Annotated in this window: 19 protein-coding genes; 4 read left to right on the top strand and 15 right to left on the bottom strand. The window is 50.9% G+C overall.

Annotation, left to right across the window (positions count from 1 at the left end; translation table 11 throughout):
* Positions 1 to 83 precede the first annotated feature (83 nt).
* From AC6BYQ_RS23220 to AC6BYQ_RS23160, 13 genes are all read right to left on the bottom strand, one after another.
* Entirely contained in the window at positions 84 to 524 is a 441-nt protein-coding gene (locus AC6BYQ_RS23220) for a dehydrogenase (protein WP_306686614.1), read from the bottom strand.
* 605 nt (positions 525 to 1,129) lie between these two features.
* Positions 1,130 to 1,894: a plasmid SOS inhibition protein A gene (locus AC6BYQ_RS23215; protein WP_306686613.1), complete on the bottom strand. Its 765-nt coding sequence runs from the start codon at positions 1,892 to 1,894 to the stop codon at positions 1,130 to 1,132.
* Complete coding sequence (locus AC6BYQ_RS23210) at positions 1,891 to 2,043, bottom strand: conjugation system SOS inhibitor PsiB family protein (protein ID WP_306686612.1); 153 nt, start codon at positions 2,041 to 2,043, stop codon at positions 1,891 to 1,893. The genes AC6BYQ_RS23215 and AC6BYQ_RS23210 overlap by 4 nt, the downstream gene beginning before the upstream one ends.
* Before the next feature lie 42 nt (positions 2,044 to 2,085).
* Positions 2,086 to 4,131 (bottom strand): ParB/RepB/Spo0J family partition protein, encoded by a 2,046-nt coding sequence (locus AC6BYQ_RS23205; protein ID WP_306686611.1) that lies wholly within the window; start codon positions 4,129 to 4,131, stop codon positions 2,086 to 2,088.
* 518 nt (positions 4,132 to 4,649) lie between these two features.
* Entirely contained in the window at positions 4,650 to 5,153 is a 504-nt protein-coding gene (locus AC6BYQ_RS23200; RefSeq protein ID WP_306686610.1) for an antirestriction protein, read from the bottom strand.
* 350 nt (positions 5,154 to 5,503) lie between these two features.
* Positions 5,504 to 5,740, bottom strand: coding sequence for a hypothetical protein (locus AC6BYQ_RS23195; protein ID WP_306686675.1), 237 nt, complete (start codon positions 5,738 to 5,740; stop codon positions 5,504 to 5,506).
* Between the two features lie 54 nt (positions 5,741 to 5,794).
* The gene (locus AC6BYQ_RS23190; RefSeq protein WP_171404384.1) at positions 5,795 to 6,199 is read right to left on the bottom strand and encodes a DUF1281 family ferredoxin-like fold protein; all 405 of its coding nucleotides are present in this window, start codon (positions 6,197 to 6,199) and stop codon (positions 5,795 to 5,797) included.
* A 351-nt stretch (positions 6,200 to 6,550) separates the two neighbouring features.
* Positions 6,551 to 7,108 carry a helix-turn-helix domain-containing protein gene (locus AC6BYQ_RS23185; RefSeq protein WP_216606211.1) on the bottom strand — a complete coding sequence of 186 codons (558 nt, stop codon included), beginning with the start codon at positions 7,106 to 7,108 and terminating at the stop codon, positions 6,551 to 6,553.
* 81 nt (positions 7,109 to 7,189) lie between these two features.
* Positions 7,190 to 7,594, bottom strand: coding sequence for a plasmid partitioning/stability family protein (locus AC6BYQ_RS23180; protein WP_129993887.1), 405 nt, complete (start codon positions 7,592 to 7,594; stop codon positions 7,190 to 7,192).
* 2 nt (positions 7,595 to 7,596) lie between these two features.
* Positions 7,597 to 8,571, bottom strand: coding sequence for a plasmid segregation protein ParM domain-containing protein (gene parM, locus AC6BYQ_RS23175; protein WP_129993888.1), 975 nt, complete (start codon positions 8,569 to 8,571; stop codon positions 7,597 to 7,599).
* Between the two features lie 258 nt (positions 8,572 to 8,829).
* Positions 8,830 to 9,171 carry a DUF3085 domain-containing protein gene (locus AC6BYQ_RS23170; RefSeq protein WP_306686674.1) on the bottom strand — a complete coding sequence of 114 codons (342 nt, stop codon included), beginning with the start codon at positions 9,169 to 9,171 and terminating at the stop codon, positions 8,830 to 8,832.
* Positions 9,172 to 9,217: 46 nt separating this feature from the next.
* Positions 9,218 to 9,721: a hypothetical protein gene (locus AC6BYQ_RS23165; RefSeq protein ID WP_171404388.1), complete on the bottom strand. Its 504-nt coding sequence runs from the start codon at positions 9,719 to 9,721 to the stop codon at positions 9,218 to 9,220.
* A gap of 454 nt (positions 9,722 to 10,175) precedes the next feature.
* Positions 10,176 to 10,946 carry an N-6 DNA methylase gene (locus AC6BYQ_RS23160; RefSeq protein ID WP_306686673.1) on the bottom strand — a complete coding sequence of 257 codons (771 nt, stop codon included), beginning with the start codon at positions 10,944 to 10,946 and terminating at the stop codon, positions 10,176 to 10,178.
* 532 nt (positions 10,947 to 11,478) lie between these two features.
* Here AC6BYQ_RS23160 and parA point away from each other — a divergent pair.
* Both parA and AC6BYQ_RS23150 read left to right on the top strand, forming a co-directional pair.
* Positions 11,479 to 12,105: a ParA family partition ATPase gene (parA, locus tag AC6BYQ_RS23155; protein ID WP_128885023.1), complete on the top strand. Its 627-nt coding sequence runs from the start codon at positions 11,479 to 11,481 to the stop codon at positions 12,103 to 12,105.
* Positions 12,102 to 12,305 (top strand): plasmid partition protein ParG, encoded by a 204-nt coding sequence (locus tag AC6BYQ_RS23150; RefSeq protein ID WP_306686672.1) that lies wholly within the window; start codon positions 12,102 to 12,104, stop codon positions 12,303 to 12,305. The genes parA and AC6BYQ_RS23150 overlap by 4 nt, the downstream gene beginning before the upstream one ends.
* A gap of 32 nt (positions 12,306 to 12,337) precedes the next feature.
* Here AC6BYQ_RS23150 and AC6BYQ_RS23145 read toward each other — a convergent pair whose 3' ends face one another.
* On the bottom strand, positions 12,338 to 12,616 hold the full coding sequence (locus tag AC6BYQ_RS23145) for a helix-turn-helix transcriptional regulator (protein ID WP_306686671.1): 279 nt from the start codon (positions 12,614 to 12,616) through the stop codon (positions 12,338 to 12,340).
* A gap of 487 nt (positions 12,617 to 13,103) precedes the next feature.
* Between AC6BYQ_RS23145 and AC6BYQ_RS23140 the strand changes: the two genes are divergently transcribed.
* Together AC6BYQ_RS23140 and AC6BYQ_RS23135 are read left to right on the top strand one after the other, a co-directional pair.
* Positions 13,104 to 13,697 carry a type III toxin-antitoxin system ToxN/AbiQ family toxin gene (locus AC6BYQ_RS23140; protein ID WP_306686669.1) on the top strand — a complete coding sequence of 198 codons (594 nt, stop codon included), beginning with the start codon at positions 13,104 to 13,106 and terminating at the stop codon, positions 13,695 to 13,697.
* 146 nt (positions 13,698 to 13,843) lie between these two features.
* Complete coding sequence (locus AC6BYQ_RS23135) at positions 13,844 to 14,200, top strand: hypothetical protein (RefSeq protein WP_306686668.1); 357 nt, start codon at positions 13,844 to 13,846, stop codon at positions 14,198 to 14,200.
* Here the strand turns inward: AC6BYQ_RS23135 and AC6BYQ_RS23130 are convergent.
* Positions 14,193 to 14,429: hypothetical protein (locus AC6BYQ_RS23130; protein ID WP_498057583.1), on the bottom strand; the 237-nt coding region annotated here is incomplete at its 5' end. The two genes, AC6BYQ_RS23135 and AC6BYQ_RS23130, sit on opposite strands and share 8 nt — an antisense overlap.

The following is a 14,429-nucleotide window of genomic DNA, read 5'->3' as shown; positions in this document are numbered from 1 at the left end:
TTAATAAGACCGCTTAACAGGTCTTATTATACCACCAAAAAGACCTATTAACAGGTCTTTTTGATACAATATCGTCCAGCAGGTCAGTTGTACGAATACTCCACCGCCAACTCGAACGCCAGTCTGTAACGTGCATGCTCCCAGGCGCGCTGACCGATTTCCCCGAAGCATTGCTGCGCTACCCGTTGCCCCCTGATCCAGTATTTGGCCATCTCGTATGAAACCCTCGGCTTGTCAGGCTGCTTATAATCAGCACCGCAGCTTTGGACAAGCTCTGTCATTCGGCCGAAAATCACATAGAGAGCCTGCTCCAGCTCGTCAGGTGAGGTGCTGCTTTGCGCATACAGGTCATTCAGGTCGTCTAAGTAAATAAACTCCATTTCCAACGCTCGCACGGCAGCAGGATATTGCACGCCGGGCTTTTCCCACGGCTCAGGGGTTTCTGATTCGCACCATTTCGCCTTTTCACATCTCTCGGCAGATTCTGCAGCGGCGGTTTTGACGTTGACGTTATAGGGGTTCATTCTGGTCTACTCCTCTTGTGATTCCATCTCTCAGCGAGTTCTTTGCGGCATAGGGCCGAGTTGAGACAGGCCCGGAGAAAAACAAGGGCGCCGCCTGCGGCGTGGCTTGCCAGAACCTTGTTTTTTGAACGGAATGGCGCTACGAATAGCCCTTCGCAAAAACTCGTTGAGTGATGGACACAGGGAACTTATGAGGATGAACCCCCTCGACACGGCGGTACGTCGGGTCGCCCTTAGCGATCGCCGCCCTGGGGGCGAACAGTGAAAGCGGCGCCGGCATCGCCGGCTGCAAGCGCAGGTTGTTGACCGTGATGTTGGCTTTCAGACCCTAGCCGACTGGCCCGAAACCCGCAGGGGTTCGGCGAGACTTGCTGGCCGTATGCGGACTGCTAGTCGAGTAGGGCTGATGGCCGGTCGCGCGCGACCGGCCACCGGAGGAAGCTCCTTATTCCATAGGGAAAAATCCATAACAGGCCAGCAAGCACATCAATTGCCCCCATAATCTTCAACGTAAGTCACTCGGATGCTGGCTCAAGAGTAAAAAGTCAGCCAGAGCAGTAAACAACAAAAGGCGCCGAACGGCGCCTTTTCGTGTTATACCTCTTTTAAGACTGGCTCAATTCCGCATCGGAAACCGTAGTACCTGCGGCTAGCCTTAGCTTATTCGGGATGAGCAAAGTGTTAAATACTCGTTCTGTCTCAGAGAACTCGGCTTCAGCTCGCGTCAAGCGATCCATCAGGCTCCACAATGCATCGCTCTTGTAATGCTGCAGCCCTTTGCCAGCCATACAGGGGAATCGTTCTATCCATGTCAGAACGCTTTCGACCAGATCGTCTTCGATTATGTCCTGCTTGCTCCAACGCGAATACCACCCCCCAACAGTGCTCGGCGTTGAAAACGCCAGCTCGACTTCCGCCTGCGCAAGTTGGTTCTTGTAACGGCGGCGCTTGTGCTGTTTTTCCCGAGAACGTCTACGCTCATCACGCTCATACTGCATATCCCGCTGCCGCTCTCGCCGCTCGCGGCAAAGAACGCCGTAAGCCGGGAACAGCTTAGCAGCGACATCACCAGCCAGCGGCAGTGGGCTGTATTGGCCTTCGCTTTCGATCAGCCTGTCCAGTGCCGCAATATACTGTGCGATGGATGCTCCACCCCGCTCATCAGGAAAATAGTTGGACGAAATCAGGCGAATGTCGTTTGATAGAACCTGCCTCCGCCCGTTGTTCAATACCTTGAAAAATTCTTTGGCATATGGGAATTCAGCGAGCCGCTTTCCCCTCTTTCTTTTACTTTCGACCAACGCTACAGCATGGACGGCGGCATGCTGATATTCATTGACCGGCACCAGCGCGTGACTGTTCGGGATCATACGCACAGCCCTCCCATTCGCAGCCCCAGTTGGCCGAGAACAACGTTGTTCAGCTGACAACGCGCTTCCCTACCCCGGTCGCGATACTGCTCCAGTTCAAAGGCACTCATCACGGCTAACTGCGCAAGGTTCAAATCTTGGTTTTTCATGATGTTTGTTCTGCCGCCCGAAGGCGGCAGCTCCTTTGTCAGTTAGGCGGCAGCGCAGTCGTCAGCGTCAGTATCATTAGTATCGGAGTTGGCAGCGTCACTCCCCCTGTTTTCCGGTTCGGCCTGCGACTGCGGTGCCATGCAGCTCGGCAACCAATCGGTTTCGCCCAGCACCGCTGCGGCGAACTCGGCGGCATCTTTGCGTTTCATACCCTCGGCGTCTTTGGCCTTACCGCTTTCACCGGCGCTATTGAGAGCGTCAACGATCTGGTCTTTAGCGATTCGCGAGAAGAAATTTTCGGCAGTCGGTTTCCACCAGTCACCAATCTGGAAGCCAAGGGCTTTTTCTACAGAGTCCAACCTTGTGCCAACTCGCTTATCGTTCAACTGGCTATCTCTCCCATCGAGTCCGTGGGAAACACAATAGGCTAACAGTCCCAGAACATCGCGCTGTTGCCATGCCAACAACCACTCAAAGCTTTCCACCCAATTATCAGGGAACTTGCTCAACCAACTATCGTGCAGATCATTAAGTTTCTGATTGGCTAGGCCATTCGCGCTGCCTGCATCAGCTGATTGGCTCAGGCAGCCGCTGCGCACGCTATCTATGGAGGTGTTCATCTCATAGAAATAGCCAGTGCCGAATACCCGACGCGTCAGCGAGTAAGTGAGAAGTACAATAGCTACGTCAGGAGTCTGCGCCAGCGCCGCAGATACTGCCAAAGTACGTTCGGCGGACAAACTTGCCACCAAAACTTGGGAAAGCCCTTTTTCTGATGCCGGGGTGTTCTTCTTGATTTCTTCGCGGTTGGCTTTTTCTTGTTGCTTGATATCTTCTACTTTCATCAAGCCGCGTTGGATTTGGATCTGACCATCTTTCAGGTAAGCGATTATGCCCGCCGTCGCACGAACTTCTAACGGCCAATTGTTGAGTTCTGCAGCTGCGTTTATTTCGTTGATACGCGCCTCAATCTGCTCAAGGCGTGGCGCATGTTCCCATTCTTCGTCTGCATCAAGACCAATCGCGTCGAGCATATCATCCAGCGATTTTTGCTCGGCGATCAGCTGATCCATTTCAGTCTGCTGCCCGCTGGTCAGCCTCGTGGTTACGCAAGGGATCTCGAAAGTCTTCTCATCGTCGGTATAACGTCGCGCTTCGCGGCAACGACCTATCCCCCATGCCCAACCTTCTTTTTTCACGATCGCATCAGCAGCTTCCTGCAGTTTGGCGATCGCCATAGATTCCAGCTGCAATGGATTGGTCAGGATGACGCTTTCACCGAAAAGGTCTTCACGAATTTCTCCGCCCGCTGATTGGTAAACATCTAAACCAACAAAATCGACCAGCTCGCTCCCTACTGCTGAGATTTCGCCATTGAGCACAGCGTCTCGCAACGCCTTTGGTTTTCGAAGATGCTCGTAGTAACGGCCATTTTCCCACGCCTGAATCTGGCGTTGGTGATCATCACTCGCTCCCAAAGCCGCGAGTTGATCAAGGGTAATCTGGTCGGTTTTCAATAACTCTTGCAGCGATGGCGCAACCGTTGTCAATTTGAGGCATTTTCTGACATGCACAGTGCGGTAACCGAGAATGGCAGCAATTTGTTCGACAGACGTCCCGTCTTTCGCCATATCACGGAAGTTTTCCAGCTGATCTGCAGGTGTCAGGTTTGAGCGCTGTCCGTTTTCTGCATAAGAAATCGCGCGCGCTTTGTCTTCATCTACAACTTTGACGAAGACCGGGAAGTCCGGTGTAACTGGTACACCTGCTGCAGATCGACCCTGTTCCATCAATAGATTGAGTGCTAACCGACGCGTTTCGCCCGCTGCAACCCCGTAAAACCCGTTGGCCATACGGTACACGACTAAGTTTTGCAGTAAGCCAGTTCCTTCAATGCTGTTGGCTATCCCTTCAATGTGTCCTTGGGTGCGAGCTGTTTTACGGGCATTGAGCTTTGTATCCACCAATTGTTTGAGCGTCAGAATCTCAACTGTGGCATTTGCAAGCGCATCAGCAACAAACTTCGCCGCCGCGGTTTTCTGTGGCTCTGCTTTGTTGGTTTTTGGTTTTGTCATGGTCTTTGGCATGGTTAATTCCTCCATCAGTAATGAATTTCAGCCAGCGGTCAGCCAATCCGGCTTCTTTCTGGTGTATTCCCCTTTTGGCTTTTGCCGGCGCGGGGAGCCTGGCGCCGTGACAACAAGACCGAGACGGGGTATCAGCTGACGGTACAAGGGCGGCGCCGCAGGCCGCAGCGCAAGCGACCTGACGACCGCAGGGAGGAAGGGAGTGCGAACGGGTGAGGACGCCGGCAACGCGTACCCTTGTGCCGGCGGCGCCCCGGCTCAGCGTCTGTCACGGGGACAGTCTCTCTGCGCGGATGCCGGGCCTGAGGGGATACACCAGAAAGTGCCAGGCCTTTAGCCTGGCTGCCTTAGCGAACGGCCGCCTTAGCGGCCGGGCAGTGAGAGCGGCGCCGGCATCGCCGGCTGCAAGCGACCGAACGTTGGTTTTTGGCGACTCAACGTCGCTAAAAACCAAACGCGCGCGGCACCGATACATCACTCGTGGAGGAGATAACCGGGCGAACTGCCCGGATAAATTATTAATCAATCGCTTGGAATATCAGCGACTTTTCAGGGTGTTGAATGATACTGATGTAGTCTTTAAGCGCATCTTGGCGCTCGATTAATCGTTGACAGGTCAGAGCATAATCTTTCCCCAGTTCTGAAGCTTTCCAGCAAAGGTGATTCAAAACAAAAAGCGTTGCGATGATCCCGGCAGCGTCCGCCGACACTTCAGCATCGAAGTAATTACCCGGAATAGTTAAACGATAAACACCTTCCGCTGGCGCGATGTAACCGGTTGGGTGGTTAATCATCATGTCAGCCCATGGCCCGACTCGGCCGGTGAGCCCGATAGGAACCTCATAAAAATTCCACATTCCCCCATCGTAATTGCTGTGCCTGCTTAAAAAGTTGATAGCCAAGCGTTCACCTACCGGCGTGGCGAATAATTGAGGTACAAAAGCCAAACGGCGACGCGGATCGGTAATTTCAATTCTGCTCACCTCTGTTACTGACTGGGCGGCGTTTACTGCAGTATTCATACTTCGTTCTCCGGCTTCACTTATGGTGCCCTTTTTCTCGCTCTTGCACAGAGCGGGGAGCACGTTGCTGTGACACGAGACCGCCACGTTCCATTAGGGACGACAGCAAGGGCGATGTCGGAAGCCGCAGCGCAAACGACCGCAGGGAGTGCGAACGGGTGAGGACAGCGGGCGTCAGCTTTCCCTTGTTGTCGTACCGGAACGGGGCAGCGTCCGTCACAGCAAAAGTGAACACCGCGGCACAAGAAGCCTGGAAAAGTGCACTATGAAGCCGTTGACAACGGCTTTCCTTAACGGCCGCCCATGGCGGCCAGTGGATGCGGCGCCGGTCGTAGACCGGCTGCAAGCTATCATTTTTGAACTTTTACAATATCAATCGCGCTCTGCAGCACATCCCAGTTGATGCCAATATTTGCATCATGATTGTCATGGACAACCTCCATCGCCAGCTCAATATCATCAGCTGTCAACGTTGCATCCAACGCGAGAAAATCATCATCCAGCCAAAAACTGGCCACGCACAGCGCATCATTGGGATAACGGTTTAGCCTGGCAATAAGCCCTGCGATAGTCATTTTTTCAAACATCCTAATATTCCGTATTATTCAGTTAAGCGCCCCGACAGGAGCGCAATAAATTCGTTAACCACCGTAATCTGGTACATTGCCCAAGACATACTCCGGGCCTACAAGCTCGGCATATCCGTATTCGTCCAAATAATCTGACCATTCAATATCGTCGCTGGCACTATCTATGTATTCGCCATTTGAATAGACGTGATAGCCGCAAAAACCCTCCCCCTCCTCGCAAAACGTGTGGCAAATATGGCAGGAGAAACGCTTACTCAGATTACGGATCTCGGAACCTTCAGGGGGAGCCCACCGGGTATGAAAATCCAGCTGTATTTCACCGTCGAGCTCCACAAATGCAACATCAACATCGCTGAAAAAACTGTCACTTCCTTCGCTACGTGAAAATTCAGCCACAGCGGTAAGTTGATCAGGCGTCCCAGTCACGATAAGGCGGTTTGCACACCAATTCGGCATAATTCTTCTCCAGTCAGGTTGTCGGATATCGGCTTGCGCCGTAGCCAAAACACAGACGTGCGGAAAGCGAAGAATGCAGGGGCCATACCGCAAGCCGCATGCGCAAGCGAACGAGCGACAGCAGGGAGAGAGTGAGTGCGAACGGGTGAGGATATGGGCAACGCGTACCCTTGCATGCGCAGCGGCACGGCTACGTTCGGGCTACGGCGTAAGCCCAGGCGACGACATACCATTTAGATCCCCGCCCGTAGGGCGGAAAAATGCAAACCGCAGAAGTTGAAGTCAAAGATGGGGCCCCGGCAAGGCCGGGGATCCTTTGAGTGGCCAGAATTGGCCACCATAAACAGGGTGTTATTTCACTTCAATATTAACCAGTTGCTCCAGAACCTGCAGTAACCTGGCTGACGGATAGGTTGCCCAGACCGGCAATAACGTTACCAGCGTAACAGCCTGTGCGGCCAACATAAGTCGACGCGGCAAAACCCCTTGCTCATAGTTCTTGACGGTCCGAAGCGAAACCCCAAGGTAATCCGCGGTCTGCTTTTGCGTCCAACCCAGCGCCCCTCGCCATGCCTTCATACCTGCAGAAGGCATAATATGCGATACCACGCCCCTGGACTGGGGTGTTGTCTGATCATGGCGCGTTAGCGCCTGCAGTTGCAAAACGATTTGCGGTTGCTCCATTCGACGCAAATCGGGAAACAAGCGGACCAGCATCAGTGTCTGGATCCCCAGGCGAGCTGTTCGGGACACGCCACTATTTTCATAGGTCCGATAAGTCCGTTCTGACACCCCCAGAGCATTGGCGGCATCCTCTTGCCGCCAATGGCTTCCAAGGCGTAGCGAACGCACCTCAGACAGCGAAAAGTATTGGCCGGCGCGCCATAATCTCAACTCAAAAACATCCATGCATTGCCCCCCTTAAAAAAACAGGCAATTTTTGCACCCTAAATGAGACAAAAAAGCAGATAAACCGGCAATAATTGCCCCTTAGAGCAATTTATCCAATTTCTTGCGAACCTCATCCAGGGGCCCCGATTCGTTACGCTGTTGTACAGGTTCAACCGGATCCACCAATCGACAATTATCACCGGACAACGCCATAACCACGTCGCGGATCGCGGCCATTTCGGGTTTCCAGCCGGTTGTTTGACTGACCAGGTTGACCAGTTGCTCACTGGTCAACTGGCCGTTGTACATCGTGGCCAACAAAACAGGTAATCGTGAATCGAGCTGATGTAATGCCGCCGTTGTGATGATGGCATTACGCAGAAAATCCCCGCGTACTCGCTGCGAAATGGATTCAACCACATTCAGAGCCTGGCGATCTGCTTCGCAGTCCAGCTGCAAATAGCTGGTAAATTTTCGGCGGGTATCACTGCTGTTTTCGCTCACGGTTATCCCTCTTGTTTATACAATGCCATTTCGCTCGCCAGCGCCATTTGCGGGTTTTCGACCAACGTTATACGTTCCGCCGGCAGTTTCCAGGCTTTTCTGACTGCGGATTCTATCAGCGGAGCGCCCCCACCTACCAGCCAAACCCGGTTAACGTGGCGGAATCGCGCCAGTTCGTTAACCACACGATCGCCAAGCCGGGTGATGCCGTGCTCTATCGCGGCGATTACGTCATCAACCCGGGAAGCATCATTAATCAGCTGTGACAAAAAGGCCCGATCGTGACGACGTTGGATCACCGTATCCGCCACATAGGCGCTCGTATCGCTGTCCGCCATACGCAGCGCAGTTAGAGCTGCCTGCGTCACTATAGAAACACCCAGGGTAGGATTGCCGTGGATCGCCGTCACATCGTCGAATTGGCCGACGATCACCCCGGCATCAAGCGTTGTTCCACCCAAATCGATAACCAGCGACGTTTCCAGCGCCCCAACATTCTCCTGGACCAAGAGAGAAAACACCGCCGGGAGGGATTCAGGCATCACTTCAACTGCTGTCACCGTAAAAGCTTCTCCCTTATTCAACGTCACAGGTCGAAGCAGGTTGTCGATTTTTCGCTGAATATTGACTGTGTTTTTCTGACAGTCATCGGTATAGAACTCGCTGATTGGCAATGTGACGGTCAGCTTAACCGATTGTGGCTCAATGCCACTGTTTAGCAAGGCATGGTGAACCGCGAGCAGATTGGTATCACCGTACTGATACTCAATATTGGTCGTGCTGATCGCCTGCTGGCTAACATCGTCAAAGGTGTACTTCAAACCCTCAACGGAATAGTTGTACGTGCGACGGCTGCCGATGCCGTCGACTTTCCATCCTGGACGGAAAGAATTAGGCGATAGGGTCGTATGCAAATCCCCCGCCACATACCAGGCCAGCTTCACATTGGTAGAACCATCATCACAGCAAATATGCATTTCACAACCCTTTAGTTACTCAATTTGAGTACCATTATAAGTAAACCAGAGATCGTATCAAGCTATAGTTACTCATAATGAGCAACTTAATACACTCAATATGAGAATCTATCGCATCAACTCATTTTGATACGTATCAAACTGAGTAGCTTTATTTTTGAAGAATGCTCCAGCTGGCCCTCTTGATACCCATATTGAGTATCAAGAGGGGTTTTGCCTCACCGCGTCACAATCATTAATGTGAGCCGGGCATTGCTTTTAACCCACAGACGTCATACAGAACTCGGTTTGTGTAATGAGAAACTCAAGATGGCCTTGTTTCTCCAGCATATGGTCAAAGGTCGGGTCGTCCGACGGGATACACTCCATAAAGTCTTCGCCGCCACATAATCGGCAGGCGTCATCAAACACATCGCTACTGTCACGGGTCGTCGGATCCAACCCTTCCGCATAGGCCAGTAATCGCTTTCCTTTGGCATGCGATGCCGCCATCAAATACACCCCCTCATCCTTGATCAACAGCACATCACATCCGTGTTGACGCGCATGAGTGATCACCTCAATTGTTTTTTCACCCTTAAAATAAATCTTATTATTCATATTGATACCCTAATTAAATAGGGCGGCATGCTCACCGCCCGAATGATTACTTGTAGATTTCGGCGATGACGGCGGCCAGTGCATTAGCTTTCGGTAACGATTCAAGGCGGGTATTCATCATGACCAGTTCACTCGCAAGTAAGCGTGCCGATACGCTGATGTGTTGATCAGGTTGCTTGCGGCTGTTTAGGAACGACAGCAGTGCGAAGGCCGCATGAGGATGATTTGTCACCTCCTCTGAAAACTCGGTAGTTTCAGCGTCAAAATGGCCCATGGCGGTGAGTAATACAGACTGCCGCCATAATGGAAAATCGGCATAAAAGCCAGCCATGTGCAGGCGGTGTCCCAAGTGGAATAAATCGGCCATTAAATCTACAAAAATCGTCGCTACGTCGCGTTCGTCACCCGGACTTCTCTCTAAGAAAGCCAAAACAACCTCTGCAGCCAATGAAATGCGGGCCAAATTGTCCTCGGTACGCTCGTCCTGCAGCGTGTTAGCCTTCTGGCTGATGGCCAGCTCGGCCAAAAACTCTTTCAGTAACTTCGTCATAAACCCTCCCGTTTCGACTTCTTTCTGGTGTATTCCCCTTTTGGCTTTCGCCGGCGCGGGGAGCCTGGCGCCGTGACAATAAGACCGAGACGGGGTATCAGCTGACGGTACAAGGGCGGCGCCGCAGGCCGCAGCGCAAGCGACCTGACGACCGCAGGGAGGAAGGGAGTGCGAACGGGTGAGGACGCCGGCAACGCGTACCCTTGTGCCGGCGGCGCCCCGGCTCAGCGTCTGTCACGGGGACAGTCTCTCTGCGCGGATGCCGGAGCTGAGGGATACACCAGAAAGAGCCAGGCCTTTAGCCTGGCTGCATTAGCGAACGGCCGCATAAGCGGCCGGGCAGTGAGAGCGGCGCCGGCTTCGCCGGCTGCAAGCGACTGAACGTTGGTTTTTGGCGACCCAATGTCGCCGGAAACCAAAAGCCAAAAAGGGGGATTGCCCCCCTTCCCTAAAACTAAACCGCCTGCAGCACCTTTCGGAATCTCATTGCGATATCAACCAGACGAAGTTTCTCACCCCATCCATTGATGTAATAAATCGGCGTATGACGGACCTTTGTCATACTCATGGATAAGGTATTGCCGGTATAAACAGTTGCAGGTAACCCCAATAATGCGAGCTGTACAAAACACATATCTGCGGCCATCGGATCGATATCCGTACAACGAATATACAACTGCTGCTGAGGATTATAGCCTTGCGTTAACAAGTGCTCAGCCGCAGCAATCACCATTCCTCCCGATCCGCTGGCTGGCTCATCCAACGTAATAAACGGTCGCTGCTTCAGCTCGTTAATGTGTTCTCCGATTGTCAGCCTTGCCATCAAGCGCGAAAGTTCAAGCGGCGTGAAAAACTGCCCCATTGATGCGGCGCCGAATTCCAGTTCCATGAATACACCGCCCAAAAGGTCATGCATTCCGGCTTCCAACGCATCGACCAAGAAACAGAACAAATGCTGCATCTTTTCTAAATCAGCAGCCTCATACCGTTTACAAATCTGCATTGCCTCTTCCCTCCCCTCCTCCGATCGCACGCGTGCCAGGTCAAGTTCATTAGCAGCCAGCCGAATAAAGTCGCGGAAAACATCGAGGCGTCGGTGGTAAGTAGCAACGCACGAGAATGTTTTGATAAATAGTTTCCTGGCTTCACTGGGCGTGGTTCTTGATTCATTTTTCACTGGCGCTTCAGTAGTCAGCAAAGCATCGAAGGAAAGTTGGTTGTTCACGGTGTTGTCTCCCTATGGAGGCGAGAACCCATTTCTCGCCATAGCGCAAGAACTAGCCACGCCGGCAAGGGATGAGGCAGGTACGGCTGCTGAAGCCGCATGCGCAAGCGACTGGAACAACGTGGAGGGAGTGCGAACGGGTAAAGCAGCCGGCGGTAGCGAATACTTGCCGCAGACTAAGGCGAGGCTATGTTAGGCGCGGCGAGTTAATGGGTGACGCAGCAATGGAAACAACGGCAACACAGAGTTTCTTGGCCATAGCCTTAAAAGATTACAGAATCATAAAATCATAGGATTACAGAATCACAAGATTACAAGATGACGAAGAGGCGGAGGGCAGGAGGGCAGGAGGGCAGGAGGGCAGGATTTAATAATCATAGGATTACGGGATTACAGGATTACAGGATTACAGGATTACAAAATCATGTGATTACATATTTACATAATCAAATAACTATGTGATTCTAATCGGAGATCCGCCAAGGATTACAGGATTACAGGATTACAGGATTGCTCTACAGTGAGGTTATGTATGAAAACTAACGTTATTTCATTTTTGAATGGTAAAGGGGGGGTCGGGAAGACAACGACGTCTATCAACGTTGCAACCTGCCTGGCGAGACAAGGATTCCGCGTAGTTGTTGTCGATACAGATCCACAGGCAAGTATTGGCAACTGGTATGAGGAAGATAAATGCAAGTTTGACCTGGCGGAAGCGTCTTCTGAGAAGGAGGTTTACACCGTTCGGAAACAGCTCACAGGTTATGACTTCATCATCATCGATGGCGCCGCGGCAATCTCGGCAATCTCATCGGCTGCAGTTATGGTTAGCGATCTCGTTTTAATCCCGGTAACACCTTCCCCGCTAGATTTCGCAGCATGCAGCGCAATTATTGCAGTTATAGAGGCGAGGCAAAATCTACAACCTATAACAGCCAGGTTCCTGATAACCAAAAAAGTGTCGTCTGCAAAAATGCTGGAAGTCCTCAAAGAATCCATTGCCGATACTGGCATCCCAGCATTGAAAACCGGGACAGGCCAGCGGCAGGCATACATCAGAACCATGCTGGATGGCGGCACCGTCTATGACACGACAGACAGCCAGGCGAAAGGAGAAATTGATGTAATGACCAAAGAAATCCTGGAGCTGATCCAATGAAGATGAAACTGGGACAACATAAACAGCTGAACCCGGCTCTGCAGGCTATTCAGGCCCCTAAGGGGCTGACGAAGAAACTGCAGATGAATATCGACGAAGACCTGCATAAGAGATTTAAGCTAGCTTGTCTGAAACAAGATAAGGAAATGACCGAGATCACTGTAGAGTTGATTGTTAATTGGCTGAAAGATAATGAATAATCATGTAATCCTATAATTATTTAATTATAGGATTATACAATCCTGTCATCATGTGATGATGCAATCTCAGACTCATATAATCCCAAAACTTTCTCCGCAAACCCCTCGTCCAGCACATAGAAATAGCACTCCGGCACGTTGAGCACGCGTGCCAGGGCGCACATCGTCGTGAACGCCGGCGTGTAAGTACCGTTCTCGTACTGGGAGATCCGCGAGCGGGCGGTGGACTCATCGATACCGGCCAGCACACCGAGTTTTTCCTGGGTGAGTCCGGCTCGCCGGCGCGCGGCTTTCAGTCGTTGAGGAACCATAGGCTGTCGTCAGATAAAGGATTGACGACATGTTTAGCATCACTTAACATCAAATTTGTTTAGAGTTACTAAACATCTGAGACACCAACCATGCAGTACGCCAGAAAACACCAGGGAAAAAATAGGCCGGTCATTTGACCGGCCTGCCTGTTTCACCTATCGGCCATTCAGCGCCGACCTTTAAGGATCGCCACCGCCTCTGCCCCCGGCATCGACAATTGCACGCGCTACTGCGCCGCCACAGCCTGATTTTGACGGCGATATCCAATTCCAGACTTCTAAAGCTAGTTGACTTACCTGGTAGGAAACTTATAATGTGTACAAAAGGTGAGTCACTACCGTTAAGTGTGAAGTTAAAAAAATCGGAGAGTCGCTACCGTTAAGTGCGAAGTTAAAACAATCGGAGAGTCGCTACCGTTAAGTGCGAAGTTAAAAAAATTAAAAAGCCTCGCTCATGCGGGGCTTTTTGCTATAAAGGGGTTATGCAGTGAAATTTTATGTTATTGCTGATTCATACATCAATCATTTGGTCGCATGTGACCAGCATGTTTATAAAAATAAAGGCACGAGGCCATATATTGGTGTTGTCCTTGAGGTTAATGGTGTGGAGTTCCTAGCTCCGTTAACGTCCTACAAGGAAAAACAAGATAAAATCCCAAATAGCTCCCCACTTATTTTCAAAATGCATGAATTAGGAAATGAGGAAAACAAGCTTGGTATGGTTCAGGTAAACAACATGGTTCCGATCTTAAGTTCCGAGGTTGAACTATTAGATCTATCGACCCTAGACGCTAGGTATCAAAATCTTTTAAATATGCAGCAGCAATTCCTACGTAAAAGCCAAGATGAACTACAGAAAAAAGCCTCGAAATTGTACAAGATAGTATCAAAAGGGGTTGCAACGGGCATTGTTAATATGTGTTGTGATTTTAAGGCTCTTGAGGCTGCAATGAAAACGTATGTGCCTCCTGTTGCACAAGAATCTGCTGTGACCACTGTAGCTCAAGAAGCTTCGTCTGAACCCCAGTCAGACCTACAAGATAAACTTAGTGCCTTGTGCGGTAAGTATGCAAAGAGATAACGATATCCCTTCGACGTTGGACATTAAGGTATTCTGTCCAGTTCTGATGGCTGTGCAGGATCTGGACTGGTATAATCGGGGAAAGGCCATATTGAGGACTTGCTATGTCGCCGCACTACATAGTTCATAAGTCTATAAGGAATATCGTGAGGAAAATCACAAAGGTTTTATGTTTGATTATTATTTTATCTTTTCCCGCGATGGGTGCGGATTCATTTAACTACGCAAATACTGAGTTACGTTTGATAAGCATTAATGACATTATAAACCGTCTTGGTCAGAATGTGGCTTTCAAAGGTAATGACGGATGTGATTATTATGGCTCAACAGAATATATAGATAAGAGAGGTGGTATTTTTCTTAGTGCGCGTGTGTGCTCATCCCTTAGACAAGAAATAAAAGCAAGAGCTTACCTCATTCAACTCAAACACCAAAAAACGCCAACAGTTCTAATCCCTGCCGGAAGCGAGTGGGAATTAAAGCAAGATTGGACATCTAAGTAATTCTGTCCAGCTCGCGTTCCTCAATGATAAACCTTCCACTGACGCCCCCCGGGGACGCACAAAAAATGCTATCCAGCCTGGACATTCCGGCACTTTCGGAAAAATTGTCCATCAAAAATTTTTGCTGATCGTATTTTTTCGTTGAGGTAAAACGACAATCCGGAACAGTACAGGATGCCTTTATGCAGAAGGGGTTTACTGCCCCGGACTCAGGGCCTTCAGCATGCTG

It is taken from the genome of Serratia sp. LTN-2 (assembly GCF_059740205.1).
The sequence above is the reverse complement of the archived record's forward strand: the minus strand, read 5'-3'. Positions and strand labels throughout refer to the sequence as shown.